The organism is Sphingobium sp. DC-2 (genome assembly GCF_000722555.1).
Classification (GTDB): Bacteria; Pseudomonadota; Alphaproteobacteria; order Sphingomonadales; family Sphingomonadaceae; genus Sphingobium; species Sphingobium quisquiliarum.
In genome coordinates this window covers 40619-53913 of sequence record NZ_JNAC01000009.1, presented here as the reverse complement: position 1 = coordinate 53913, position 13295 = coordinate 40619, and the positions used below count along the sequence as shown (strand labels likewise).

General features: G+C 63.6%; 9 protein-coding genes. 7 read left to right on the top strand and 2 right to left on the bottom strand.

Features of this window, described 5'->3' with window-relative positions; genetic code table 11:
• Window positions 1–71 precede the first annotated feature (71 nt).
• From ET21_RS0102060 to ET21_RS0102050, 3 genes are all read left to right on the top strand, one after another.
• Window positions 72–542, top strand: a complete 471-nt coding sequence (locus tag ET21_RS0102060; RefSeq protein WP_021239259.1) for a pyridoxamine 5'-phosphate oxidase family protein — start codon at window positions 72–74, stop codon at window positions 540–542.
• Between the two features lie 306 nt (window positions 543–848).
• A complete protein-coding gene (locus ET21_RS0102055) occupies window positions 849–2222 on the top strand; it encodes a DEAD/DEAH box helicase (RefSeq protein ID WP_030538392.1) in 1374 nt (457 codons plus the stop codon).
• 91 nt (window positions 2223–2313) lie between these two features.
• Entirely contained in the window at window positions 2314–5211 is a 2898-nt protein-coding gene (locus ET21_RS0102050; RefSeq protein ID WP_030538391.1) for a pitrilysin family protein, read from the top strand.
• A gap of 42 nt (window positions 5212–5253) precedes the next feature.
• Here the strand turns inward: ET21_RS0102050 and ET21_RS0102045 are convergent, their stop codons facing one another.
• Window positions 5254–5841: a TetR/AcrR family transcriptional regulator gene (locus ET21_RS0102045; protein ID WP_030538390.1), complete on the bottom strand. Its 588-nt coding sequence runs from the start codon at window positions 5839–5841 to the stop codon at window positions 5254–5256.
• 113 nt (window positions 5842–5954) lie between these two features.
• On the opposite strand from ET21_RS0102045, the gene ET21_RS0102040 reads away from it, so the two are divergent.
• From ET21_RS0102040 to ET21_RS0102025, 4 genes are all read left to right on the top strand, one after another.
• Window positions 5955–7103 carry an efflux RND transporter periplasmic adaptor subunit gene (locus ET21_RS0102040; RefSeq protein WP_030538389.1) on the top strand — a complete coding sequence of 383 codons (1149 nt, stop codon included), beginning with the start codon at window positions 5955–5957 and terminating at the stop codon, window positions 7101–7103.
• Between the two features lie 3 nt (window positions 7104–7106).
• Complete coding sequence (locus ET21_RS0102035) at window positions 7107–10262, top strand: efflux RND transporter permease subunit (protein WP_030538388.1); 3156 nt, start codon at window positions 7107–7109, stop codon at window positions 10260–10262.
• Between the two features lie 5 nt (window positions 10263–10267).
• Complete coding sequence (locus ET21_RS0102030) at window positions 10268–11704, top strand: efflux transporter outer membrane subunit (protein ID WP_030538387.1); 1437 nt, start codon at window positions 10268–10270, stop codon at window positions 11702–11704.
• A gap of 87 nt (window positions 11705–11791) precedes the next feature.
• Window positions 11792–12295 (top strand): methylated-DNA--[protein]-cysteine S-methyltransferase, encoded by a 504-nt coding sequence (locus tag ET21_RS0102025; protein ID WP_030538386.1) that lies wholly within the window; start codon window positions 11792–11794, stop codon window positions 12293–12295.
• Here ET21_RS0102025 and ET21_RS0102020 read toward each other — a convergent pair.
• On the bottom strand, window positions 12292–13221 hold the full coding sequence (locus ET21_RS0102020; protein ID WP_030538385.1) for an AraC family transcriptional regulator: 930 nt from the start codon (window positions 13219–13221) through the stop codon (window positions 12292–12294). The genes ET21_RS0102025 and ET21_RS0102020 overlap by 4 nt on opposite strands.
• Window positions 13222–13295: the final 74 nt, after the last annotated feature.

Sequence of the window (13295 nt, the reverse complement as noted above, 5' to 3'; positions counted from 1 at the left end):
TTCTGCTGGACGTGCGGAACCCTGCCGCATGCTTATCGATTGATTCCGTGTTCACGAACAGGAGAGACAAGATGAGCAACGAGGCCGACATCCGTCACCGCTTCTGGACCGAGCTTGCGCAAAGCCCCTTTCTGATGATTGGCCTACAGGGCTCGCATGATCATAGCTTGCCGATGACGGCGCAACTGGACCCCGGCGCGAACCATTGCTTCTGGTTCTATACGAGCAAGGATAACCGGCTGGCGGCGGGCGGCCCTGCGATGGCGCAGTTCTCCAGCAAGGGCCATTATCTGTTCGCCTGCATCGACGGGACGCTGACGGAGGAAACGGACCCGGCGGTAATCGATCGGTATTGGACCCATGATGTTGCCGCCTGGTATCCGGGCGGACGGCAGGACCCCAATCTGCTGATGCTGCGGTTCGACCTTGGCCACGCCGAAATCTGGCGTGCGGATATGTCGCTGGGCGGCATGTTCAAGCAGATGTTCGGCGGCGACGTGCGCGCCGAAATGCGCGGCAAGCATGTCGAAGTCCCCCTCTAGCGAGGCACGGCCTTACGATCAGATGATATCAGTATGAGGGTGGTCCCGACCTATGTTCCGGGGCCACTTGCTTTTTATCGCCGTTTGGACCATATGCGCCGCAGCGCAGCAGGGGCATCTTCAAGCTCCATAGCGATTGGCAGCGTGATCGTCCCGGCCCGGAAGGGTGAAGGGGCCGGCCAATGAAAGTCTGCGTCAAGCTTTGAGGCTTCCCTTTTCACGCGGGTCGTTTCGTAACCCGCCTTGCGCGCCGGTCTGCATGAGCAGGCCGTGCTGCCGCATCGCCCGACTTGTGAGTTTTATCCAATGCAATTTACCGACCTTGGCCTTGCCGAGCCGATCCTCCGGGCGCTCGCCGCCAAGAAATATGCTTCGCCCACGCCCATCCAGTCGCAGGCCATTCCCGTGCTGCTGCAAGGAAAGGACCTGTGCGGCATAGCGCAGACCGGCACTGGCAAGACGGCGGCCTTCGCGCTGCCCAGCCTGGATCATTTCGCCCGCAATCCCAAGCCGACGCCCTTGCAGGGATGCCGGATGCTGGTGCTGTCGCCCACGCGTGAGTTGGCGGCGCAGATCGCCCAGAGCTTCGGCGACTATGGCCGTTTCCTGAAATTGTCGGTGGAGGTCGTGTTTGGCGGCGTGCCGATCAACCGGCAGATCAGGGCGCTGGGGCGCGGCGTCGATATCGTGGTCGCTACTCCGGGCCGTCTGCTCGACCTGATCGACCAGCGCGCCTTCACCATCAAGGACACGGAAATCTTCGTCCTCGACGAGGCCGACCAGATGATGGACATGGGCTTCATCCATCCGTTGAAGCGCATTGCCAAGCTGCTGCCCAGGGAGCGGCAGAACCTCTTCTTTTCGGCCACGATGCCGGGCGAGATCGAGGCGCTGGCCGCGCAGTTCCTGCACGATCCGGTGAAGGTGAGCGTCGCGCCGCAGTCCACCACGGCCGAGCGGGTGCGCCAGCAGGCGACCTTCGTCAATCAGGCGGAAAAGCAGGCGCTCCTGACCCTTACCGTCAGGAACGAGCCGATCGATCGCGCGCTGATCTTCACCCGCACCAAGCATGGCGCGGATCGCGTCGTACGTTTCCTGGAAGGCGCGGGCATTCAGGCGGTCGCGATCCATGGCAACAAGAGCCAGGCCCAGCGCACCACTGCCTTGCAGGCGTTTCGCCATGGCCATGTGAAGCTGCTGGTCGCCACCGACATCGCGGCGCGCGGCATCGACGTGTCGGGCGTCAGCCATGTCATCAACTTCGAACTGCCCAACGTTCCCGAACAATATGTCCATCGCATCGGCCGTACCGCGCGCGCCGGGGCGGAGGGCGTCGCGATCAGTTTCGTGGCGGATGATGAACGTCCTTATCTGAAAGCGATCGAGCGCACGACCCGCGTGAAGCTGGACGTCGTGCCTCTGCCTGAAAACTTCGTCGAAGCGGTCCGCAACCTGCCCAAGGCAGCGCCGCAGCGGAAGGGGCGGGAGCAGACGCCGGAACAGAAGGCGAAGCGGGCCGAGGGGCAGCGCCGCTATCAGGATCAGCAGCAGCGGCAGCAGCGCGGCGGTGCTGAACGGGCCCATCGCCCTGACGGCGAAACCCCCGCCAAAAAGCCGTTCCGCCGCCGTCGCAGCGGGGTTGGCGCGCATAAGGCCGCTGTTCAGCGGACTGCCCGCTGACGCCCTCAAGCAAGCCGATCCGCTCCAAGGACGGGGTGTGAAACAGAATCGTCAGTAGCCATTCAGGAATTTGGATCTAGGCTGTCGCGCCATGAGCCTTTCCTTCCGGCGTTCTGCCGTTTCGCTGACAGTTCTTGGCCTGCTGATTTCGGGTTCGCCCGTCCCGCTCTCCGCGCGGACGCAGCCGGTCATTGCTTCTTCCCCTGCCGTCCCCAAGACGGCCGAGCCGCAGGTGCGGCCATGGCTGTACGAAAATAGCGACGTTCCCATCGATGCGGCGTGGCGCTTCGGCCAATTGTCCAATGGCCTGCGCTATGCGATCCGCCGCAATGGCGTGCCGCCCGGTCAGGTCTCCGTCCGCCTGCGCATCGACGCCGGATCGCTGATGGAGCAGCCGGACGAGCTTGGCTACGCGCATTTCATGGAGCATCTGACCTTCCGCGGTTCGCGCCATGTGCCCGATGGCGAATCCAAGCGCATCTGGCAGCGGCTGGGCGTCACCTTCGGCAGTGACAGCAATGCGCAAACGACGCCCACCGGCACGACCTACGCGCTGGACCTGCCTCAGGCGAGCCAGGCCAGCCTGGGCGAGAGCCTGAAAATATTGGCGGGGATGATGGCGGACCCGAATATCATCGACAGCGCCGTCAATGCGGAACGGGCCGTGGTGCTGGCGGAACGGCGTGAGGGCGAAGGCCCGCAGATGCGCATTTCGGACGCCACCCGGCAACATTTCTTCGCGGGCCAGTTGCTCGCCGAACGCAGCCCGATCGGCACTGTGGCGACGCTGAACGCCGTCACCGCCGCGCGGATGGAGGCGTTCCACAAGCGCTGGTATCGCCCGGAAAATGCCGTCATCGCCATTTCGGGCGACATGGACCCGGCTATGGCCGAACAGCTGGTCAAGGATCAATTTGCGAGTTGGTCCGTGCCGGGCAAGGGGGCGGCGCAGCCCGACTTTGGCGAGCCTGATCCCAAGGCGCCTGCGACCAGGGTGACGGTGGAGCCCGGCGCGCCGACCGGATTGACCATGGCATGGCTGCGCCCATGGAAGCCGCGCGCGGACACGATCGTCTATAATCAGGACAAGCTGACCGACATGCTGGCGCTCCAGATCGTCAGCCGCCGTCTTGAGCAGGCGGCGCGCAGCGGCGGGAGTTTCCTGCAAGCCAGTGCTGACCAGCAGGACATCAGCCGGTCGGCGGACGGCACTTTCGTCACCATCCTGCCTGCGGGTGACAATTGGGAAAAGTCGCTGGCGGACGTTCGCGCCATCATTGAGGATGCGAAGGCCAGCCCGCCCAGCCAGCAGGAAATCGACCGCGAATATGCCCAGCTGGACACGGCGCTGGCCATTCAGGTCGAAAATGCCGACACCGAAGCTGGCGCAAAGCAGGCGAGCGATCTCGTGAGCGCGGTCGATATCCGGGAAACGACCGTCAGCCCGCAGGCCGCACTGGACATTTTCCGTTCCGGCAAAGCGTCCATGACTCCGCAGAAGATATTGGATTCGACGCGGCGGCTTTTTTCGGCGGGCGTGTTCCGCGCCATGCTGGTGACTGGAAAGGTCCAGCCGGGATTGGACCCAAAGCTGGCGGCAGCCGTGGCTGCTCCGGTCAAGGCGGCGACCAATGCGCGCCTGTCAGCCAAGCCGGTGACGATGGCCGACCTGCCCAAGATCGGCGCGCCGGGCAAGGTCGTGTCCCGTGCGTCCGTTGGCCTGCCGGGCATGGAGAGCATCACCTATGCCAATGGCGTGAAGCTGACCCTCTTCGCCAATGATGCGGAAACAGAGAAGGTCAGGATCAACGTCCGCTTCGGCCATGGACAGCAGGCGTTTTCGCCGTCCAAACCCGTGGCGGGCTGGGCCGCCAATTATGCGCTGGTGGCGAGCGGCATCGGCAAGCTGGGGCAGCGCGAACTGGACGAACTGACCAACGGCCGCCGCATGGGCATGGATTTTTCGATCGATGACGATGCGTTCGAGTTTCAGGCGGTCACACGTCCGGCCGATTATAAGGATCAGCTCCAGCTGTTCGCGGCCAAGCTGTTCGCCCCCGGATGGGACCCGGCGCCGATCGCCCGCGTGAAGACGGGAGCAGCGCTGGCCTATGACGCCATGGCGCGCGCGCCCGATTCGGTCCTCGCGCGCGACCTCAACTGGCTGCTCCATGACAAGGATGTGCGCTTCCGCACCCCTTCGCGCGCGGAGATCGAGGGGCTGACGCCGGAGGCGTTCCGGGCCACATGGGAACCGCTGCTCGCCTCCGGGCCGATCGAGGTGCAGATATTCGGGCAGGTGAAGCCGGACGACGCCATCCAGGCGGTGGCCGCCACCTTCGGCGCGCTGCCCCCGCGTTCCGAACAGCCGGTGCCAGCGGCGAACAAGGTGATGCGCTTCCCGGCTCCGGTGTCCAAGCCCGTCGTCCTGCGCCACACGGGCAGCAAGGATCAGGCGGCCGCCGTCATGGCATGGCCTACGGCGGGCGGCTTCGCGCTCCAGACGGAGGCGCGGCAGCTGGAAATATTGACGCAGATCTTCAACGACCGCCTGTTCGACAAGCTGCGGTCGACGGAGGGCGCGGCTTATTCGCCCAGCGTGCAGAATAGCTGGCCCTTCTCCTACGAAAATGGCGGCTATATTTTGGTGACCAGCCAGGTGCGCCCCGACCGCATCAACTATTTCTACGGCGTCGTGAAGGATACCGCCGCTGACCTCGCCAAAAATCCGGTGAGCGATGACGAATTGCAGCGCGCGGTGGCGCCGATGCGGCAATTGCTGATGCGGGCGGGGACCGGCAACGCCTTCTGGATGAACCAGATGGAAGGGGCCGCGCACGACCCGCGCTATGTCCAGGCGATGCAGACCATGGCCAAGGACATGCTGGACGTGACGCCCGCACAGATTCAGGCGCTGGCGGTCAAATATCTAAAGCCGGGCAGAAGCTGGTCCGCAGTGGTTCTGCCGCAGGGGGTGGAGGCGCGATGAACGCCCCCTTGAGAAAAGCGTCAGGATGCTGGTGAACGGGGCTTAGCCGATCCCGCGAAGGGCGGCGATGATCATCCGCGCCGCGCCTCTGGCAGTTGTTGCAGCGCTCAGTTCCGGGCGCGAGAGGCTGCGGTGGCCGAAACCAAACATGCACGCCATGATCATCTCCTTGGCTTGAAGAAGGCTGGCTTCGTCCAGATTTGGATTGGCCGCGCAGGCGAAATCGTGCAGGCATTGGCGCAGGTCGCCGCACAGCATCGCGATCGTCTCGCCGACCCGGCCGTTGCGGAACGCTTCGGCCAATATGTCGAAGGACAAGGCTTCCTCATGATCGCTCAGCGCCGTCAGGAAAAGCTGTTCAAAAGCATCCTCGATATCGATTTCACCGTTGTGCAGACTGTTTTGCAGCGCGACAATTTCGCTCCGCCGCTCAGTCGCATCGACCTCCACAATGGCGCTGATAATATCTTCCTTGCTCTTGAACAGCCGGTAAATCTGGCCCACAGATACCTGCGCACTGCTTGCAAGTTCGGCCATGGAGCTTTGGTGAAAGCCATGAAGATTGAACAGGTCGCGCGCGGCGCCAAGGATGCGCTCCTTGCTCCCCGGTTCGTGTTGCGCTGCAACCAAAATTTTCCTCCTGATCTTTTTTACCCTTGATCTCTCCTTGCCACTTTCCTACCTGACCGGCAAGCGGAATGAACGTTCACTCCTTGAATTGTAACAAAGCGGAGCATCGGCTGGTGCCAAAGGGATTGATTGTCGGATTGTTGGCCTGTGTGTTCAGCCTGGCCTTGAGCGGGTGCGGCAAGGAGGCGCCTGCCGCGCCGCCGCCCCCGTCCGTGGGCGTCGTATCGCTCAAGGTCGAGTCGGCTCCGCTGATCAGCGAGCTTCCGGGGCGCATTGCCGCCGCCGAAACGGCCGAGGTGCGCCCGCAGATCAGCGGCATCATCCGCCGCCGCCTCTTCACCGAAGGCGCTTATGTGAAGGCGGGGCAGCTTCTGTACGATATTGAGGATGCGCCTTATCGCGCCGCATTGGCGCAGGCACGCGGCAATCTGGCCCGCGCCCAGGCGACGATCAACGCCACGGCGCTACAGGCGCGGCGTTATCGGGAATTGGTGGGCATCAACGCGGTCAGCCGTCAGGAAGCCGACAATGCCATAGCCAGCGCGCAGCAGGCGAGGGCAGATGTCGCGGCGCAGAGGGCGGCGGTTGAGGCGGCTCAGGTGAACCAGAATTTCACCAAGATTCGCGCTCCCATTTCCGGGCGCATCGGACGGTCGCTGTTCACGCCGGGCGCATTGGTGCAGGCGGGGCAGGCCGATCCGCTCGCGACCATCCAACGCATCGACAAGGTCTATGTCGACGTCACGCAGTCGGCCGCCCAGATCATCGATTTCCGCCAGGCCCTGCGCGCCGGCGGCGTGAGCGATGCCGATGGTGCGCGGGTTCAGCTGCTTCTGCCCAACGGCAGCACCTATGGGGTCGAGGGACGCCTGCAATTTTCCGAAGTGACGGTCGATCCGAGTTCGGGCGCCGTGACCATGCGCGCGACATTCCCCAATCCCGACGGGCTGCTGCTGCCGGGCATGTATGTCCGGGCGAGGGTGGTTGCGGGGCAGCAGACCAATGCGATCATCGCGCCGCAGCAGGGCATCAGCAGGGACGCGCGGGGCCGTGCGACCGCCATGGTCGTCAACGCGCAGAACAAGGTCGAAGTGCGCCTGGTGGACGCGAAAGAGACATTGGGCAAGAACTGGATCGTGACCAAGGGGCTGAAGGCTGGCGACCGGCTGATTGTCGAAGCACCGCAGAATTTGAAGCCGGGCACCGTGGTCAAGCCGCGCCCGCCTCAGCAGATCAAGCCCGGAACCGGCGAGGCGCAATAAGCCATGGCGCGTTATTTTATCGACCGGCCCATCTTCGCATGGGTCATCGCGATCGTCATCATGCTCGCCGGGCTGTTGGCGCTCCGGCAGCTGCCGGTGGCGCAGTTCCCCGAAATCGCGCCGCCCACGGTGACGATCAACACTGTCTATCCCGGCGCGAACGCGCAGACGCTGGAAAATACGACGACCCAGATCATCGAGCAGCAGCTCAAGGGTATTGACCACCTGCGCTATTTCTCGTCGAGCAGCGATTCGGCGGGCGCTTTGACCATCACCCTGACGTTCGAGCAGGGCACCGACGCCGACATCGCGCAGGTGCAGGTGCAGAACAAGCTGGCGCAGGCGACGCCCCTGCTTCCCCAGGAAGTGCAGCAGCAGGGTCTGCGCGTCACCAAGTCGACATCGTCCTTCCTGATGGTGATGGCGGTCTATGCCGATGACGGCATCCATGACCAATCAGACGCGGGCGACTTCGTTGCATCCACGCTTCAGGACCCGATCAGCCGCTTGAACGGCGTCGGCGATACGCAGTTGCTGGGCGCGTCCTATGCCATGCGCGTGTGGCTCGACCCCTATAAGATGGCGAACCTCAGCGTCACGACGGGTGACGTCAAGGCGGCGATCCGCGCGCAGAATGCGCAGGTGTCGGCGGGGCAGATCGGCGGCACACCTTCGCCCAAGGGGCAGGCGCTTAATGCCACGGTCACGGCGCAATCGCGTCTCCGCACGCCCGAACAGTTCCGCAAGATCATCCTGCGCAGCAATCCGGACGGTTCGACCGTGCTCTTGCAGGACGTCGCCCGTGTCGAGCTTGGCGCCGACAGCTACGGTTTCAGCGCCCGCTTCAATGGCCATCCCGCCGCCGGTTTCGGCATCAAGCTGGCGCCGGGCGCGAACGCGCTGGACACGGTGGAGGGCGTCAAGGCGCGCATCAAGGAACTGTCGGGCAGCTTCCCGTCCTGGGTGAAATATGACTTCCCGGTCGACAATTCGACCTATGTAAAGCTGTCGGTCGAACAGGTCATCCATACGCTGTTCGAAGCAGTGTTGCTCGTCTTCGTGGTGATGTTCCTGTTCCTTCAGAACTGGCGCGCGACCCTTATCCCCACCATTGCGGTGCCCGTGGTGCTGCTTGGATCGCTGGCGATCCTGCATGCGGCGGGCTTCACCATCAACACGCTGACCTTGTTCGGCATGGTGCTGGCCATCGGCCTGCTGGTCGACGACGCGATCGTGGTGGTCGAAAATGTGGAGCGCATCATCCAGGAGGAGGGGCTTTCGCCCAAGGAAGCGGCGAAGAAGTCGATGGACGAAATCAGCGGCGCGCTGATCGGCATCGGCCTCGTTCTGTCGGCCGTGTTCCTTCCCATGGCTTTCTTCCCCGGCTCTACGGGCGTGATTTTCCGCCAGTTTTCCATCACCATAGTGTCGTCGATGATCCTGTCGGTGCTTGTCGCCCTGATCCTGACGCCTGCGCTGTGTGCGACGATCCTGAAGCCCCAGCGCCATGATCATGCGCATCAGAAGGGCTTCTTCGGCTGGTTCAACCGGATGTTCGACCGGAATGTGACCCGCTACGGCATCGCGTTGAAGAAGCTGGAGAAGAGCCGCGGCAGGACCATGCTCGTCTACGGGCTGATCGCCGTCGGCATGGCCGTCATCTTCCTGCGCCTGCCGGGCGGGTTCCTGCCGGAAGAAGACCAGGGCAGGCTGATCAACCAGGTTTCGCTGCCCGCCGGATCGGGCATTGACGAGACGGAAAAGACGCTCGAACGGCTGCGCAACTATTATATGACGGAAGAGAAGGACAATGTGGCGGCCGTCTTCACCATCGCGGGCTTCGGTTTCGTGGGGCAGGGGCAGAATGTTGGCATCGCCTTCGCCCGTATGAAGGACTGGTCCGAACGCAAGGGATCGGAAAATAATGTGGAGGCGATCGCCCAGCGCGCCAACGGGGCCTTCCGCCAGTTCCCCGTGGGGACGGTGATCGCCATCGTTCCGCCAGCCGTTCAGGAACTGGGCAATGCGTCGGGCTTCGACTTCCAGCTCGTGGACCGCGGCAATCTGGGCCATGACCAGTTGCTGGCCGCGCGCAACCAGTTGCTTGGCATGGCAGCGGCGGACAACAGGCTGGCGCAGGTGCGGCCCAACGGCCTTGAAGATACTGCGCAACTGAAATTGAACGTGGATCAGGCCGCTGCCGGAGCCTTCGGCGTCGCGCAGGCCGACATCAACGATACGATCGCGACGGCGATGGGCGGCTCCTACGTCAACGACTTCATCGATCGCGACAGGGTTAAGCGCGTCTATGTCCAGGCCGACGCGCCGTTCCGATCCTCGCCCGATTCCATCGGCGCGCTGCATGTGCGCGGATCGTCCGGGGCGATGGCGCCGATCTCATCCTTCGCCAACACCGAATGGATGCAGGGCCCTGCCAAGCTGGAGCGTTTCAACGGCGTCCCCTCGATGCAGATCATGGGTTCGCCCGCGCCCGGCGTGAGCACGGGCGAGGCGATGAAGGCGATGGAGGAGCATGCGGCGAAGCTGCCCAAGGGCTTCGGCTTCGAATGGAACGGCATCTCTTATGAGGAGAGGACATCGGGCGGCCAGGCTCCGGCGGTCTATGCGCTGTCGATGCTGATCGTCTTCCTCTGCCTTGCCGCGCTGTATGAAAGCTGGTCGGTGCCGATCGCGGTCATGCTGGTCGTGCCGCTGGGCGTGCTGGGCGCGGTGATCGCCGCGGCTCTGGTGGGCCTCAACAACGACATCTACCTCCAGGTCGGCCTGATCACCACCATCGGCGTGTCGGCAAAGAACGCCATCCTGATCGTGGAGTTCGCCGAGGAAAAGATGCGTACGGGCTTGTCACCTGCACGAGCAGCGCTGGAGGCGGGCAAGCTGCGCCTGCGGCCCATCCTGATGACCAGCTTCGCCTTCATCTTCGGCGTCCTGCCGCTGGCGCTGGCGAAGGGTGCGGGGGCTGGGGGGCAGCGCGCGATCGGGTCCGCGGTTGTCGGCGGCATGCTGTCGGCCACCGTGCTCGCCATCTTCTTCGTCCCGGTATTCTTCACCGTCGTCAAACGCCTTTTCCGCCAGCATGGCCACGCGGAGCAGGAGTCCAACCGGCGCGAGCCGCCCGCCGCGCCGCAGGAAGCATGAGGCAAATGCACAGGAACAGGATCTTTACAGCCACCGCTTTGGCTCTGGCATTGAACGCCTGCGACATGGCGCCCAAATATGTGACCCCGGCGCTTCCGGTCCCGGCCGGAAGCCCGTCCGGTCCGGCCTATCCAGAGGCTGCGCCGGGGCAGACCGCGATCCAGCCAGCCGATACGGCATGGCGCGACTTCTTCACCGACCAGCGTCTGGTGCGCGTGATCGAAATGGCGCTGGCCAACAACCGCGACCTGCGCGTGGCCATGGCCAATGTGGAGCAGGCGCGCGCGCAATACCGGGTCCAGCGCGCGGACCTGCTGCCGACGATCGCGGGGCGGGGCAGCGCGACCTATCAGGACATGCCGTTCGCTCAACAGCAGCAGCCGGGCGCGGGAGCCGCCGCTGGCGCATCGGGACGGACCGATATATATTCGGCTTCAGTCGGTATTTCCGCGTGGGAAATCGATCTGTTCGGCCGTATTCGCAACCTCAGCAAGGCGGCGCTGGAGCAATATTTCGCAAGCGTCGAAACGCGCAACGCGGCACAGGTCGCCCTGATCGCCGAAACGGCGACGGCCTGGCTTTCCATGGCGGCCGATCAGGAAAGACTGCGCATCTCCCAGGATCTGGCGTCCGCATTCGGCAAGACGCTGGAACTGACGCGAGCGCGCTTTGCCAAGGGCATCGCCTCCGAACTGGATGTGCGTCAGGCGCAGACCAGCTATGATCAGGCGCGATCCGACATTGCGGAAGCGACCACGCTGGTCGCTCAGGATCAAAATGCCCTGAACCTGCTCGCGGGATCGACCGTGCCTGCGGAGGATTTGCCATCCGCCATGCCGCAGGGCGATGTCACCTTGACCAACCTGCCCGCTGACCTGCCATCGACGCTTCTGCTGCGCCGCCCTGACATCATGTCGGCGGAGCATCAACTGCGCGCCGCCAACGCCAATATCGGCGCGGCGAGAGCGGCCTTCTTCCCTAACATCTCGCTGACGGCAGCATTTGGAACGTTGAGCGCCGGTCTTTCCAACCTCTTCGCGGCGGGCAGCGATTATTGGTCGGCTGCGCCTTCGGCCAGCCTGCCTATCTTCGATTTCGGCAGGAACCAGGGCAATCTGCGCTATAGCCGCGCGACCTATGACGCGATGCTTGCCACTTATGAGGGAAGCGTCCAGACGGGCTTCCGCGAAGTCGCCGACGCGCTTGCGCGCCGCGGAACCATGACCGCTCAGGTGGAGGCGCAGACTTCGCTGAGGGAAGCCGCGCTGGCGGGGTATCGCTTGTCCGAGGCGCGTTTCCGGGCGGGGGTCGATCCTTTCCTCACAACGCTGGACGCGCAGCGGACGTTGTACAATGCTGAGCGGAGCCTGCTCGCCACCCGGCTTGCCCGCGCCGCCAATATGATCGAACTCTACCGGGCGATGGGTGGCGGGTTGAAATAGCGTCCGGGCTGCCTTTGAAAGCAAGCAGCGGGAAGCGGCCGCCATTCCGATGGTCTACTTCTTGCCGGATAGAAGAAGGATCAGTCCATGGCATGCGCGTTCGGCACCTTTTCGTCTCCCGTCGGCCAGTTGACCATGGTCGCGAGCGAGCAGGGCCTGACCGCACTGCTGTGGGAGGATGACGCGCCAAACCGCGTCCGGTGGGAACGTGGCGTGGAGGATTCCGGCCTGCCGCTTTTCACGGAGGCATCTCGCCAACTCAGCCAATATTTCGATGGGCAACGCACATCATTCGATCTCCCGCTCGATTTTCGCGGGACGGATTTTCAGAAGGCCGTCTGGTCAGCGCTGCTCCAGATTCCTTTCGGCGAGACGCGGACCTATGCGCAGATCGCGCACGCGACAGGCCGCCCGTCCGCGTGCCGCGCAGTAGGCGCTTCCAACGGTCGCAATCCTCTGTCGATCATCGCGCCCTGCCATCGCGTTATCGGCTCCGGCGGTGCATTGACGGGATTTGCGGGAGGACTGGACGTCAAACGCCAGTTGCTCGATCATGAGCGCAAGGTCGCACTGTCGAAATCGCTGGTTTAACGCCGCCGGAATTCCGCAGGCGTGCAGCCGTTGGTCGCACGGAAGGCGCGGCTGAAACTAAGCGCACTGCGATAACCCAGTTCGGATGCGAGTTGGGCCACCGAAACGCGGGTGTCGAGCAGTTGCTGTGTCGCCAGATGCATGCGCCAGCGCCTCAGATAATCGAAAGGGGTTTCGCCCAGCATCTGGAGAAAGGTCTCTGAAAAGACCGACTTGGACATGCCCGCCCGCAGCGCCAGGTCCGCCAGCGTCCAGCGTCTGCCGGGATCTGAATGCATGGCGTTCAGCGCGCGCGCCAACCGCTCATCATGCACCGCTCGCAGCCAGCCTGCCTCATGCTCCGCAAAAGCCGCCCAGTCGCGCAAGGCCACGGAAACGAGCATTTCGACGGCGCGCGATGCGATGGCGACGAAGCCGGGAGCGGCAGGGCGCTCGCCTTCTCCGACAAGCGCCATCGCTGCTTGAGTCCACGGCCTCAACCGGTTCGCGGCGTCCGGCAGCAAAACGATATCAGGCAGCGCGCGGCCAAGACCGGCCAGGCTCATCGCATCGAACACAGCGATGCCGGACAAGAGGCGCGCCGTATAAGGCTCCGGCCCCACAACCACTCGCAGCGCGCCGTCGAGCGCTTCAAAGGATGGCTGCAAATTGGGAGCGTCGGCTAAATCCTTCAGCCTCAGCCGCATGGCGCCGGTTCCGTTCGCAATCTCATAGGTGGTCCATCGCGGCATCAACAGAAAATCGCCAGGTTGCAGCTCTCGCGTTTCGCCGCCGCGCGTGAGTGTCACGCGGCCTTCCACCACATAGTGGAAAGGAGCCCCTAGAAATGCATCGATGATGCAGCAGCTATCTCTGCCGATGCACAGTTCCGACAGCAGGGGCGAAGACACCCGGACCGTGGTGATCAACTGGGAGAGCAGATCCATCGCCGCCGGGCGTAAAGTATCAAAAATCAGATTTCCAGTGCCTTGTCATACGGGGCGGCACGATCAAAAATATG

Coding starts and splice junctions, on each gene's coding strand:
- ET21_RS0102060 (WP_021239259.1), top strand. CDS start 72: ATGAGCAACGAGGCCGACATCCGTCACCGCTTCTGGACCGAGCTTGCG.
- ET21_RS0102055 (WP_030538392.1), top strand. CDS start 849: ATGCAATTTACCGACCTTGGCCTTGCCGAGCCGATCCTCCGGGCGCTC.
- ET21_RS0102050 (WP_030538391.1), top strand. CDS start 2,314: ATGAGCCTTTCCTTCCGGCGTTCTGCCGTTTCGCTGACAGTTCTTGGC.
- ET21_RS0102035 (WP_030538388.1), top strand. CDS start 7,107: ATGGCGCGTTATTTTATCGACCGGCCCATCTTCGCATGGGTCATCGCG.
- ET21_RS0102030 (WP_030538387.1), top strand. CDS start 10,268: ATGCACAGGAACAGGATCTTTACAGCCACCGCTTTGGCTCTGGCATTG.
- ET21_RS0102025 (WP_030538386.1), top strand. CDS start 11,792: ATGGCATGCGCGTTCGGCACCTTTTCGTCTCCCGTCGGCCAGTTGACC.
- ET21_RS0102020 (WP_030538385.1), bottom strand. CDS start 13,221: ATGGATCTGCTCTCCCAGTTGATCACCACGGTCCGGGTGTCTTCGCCC.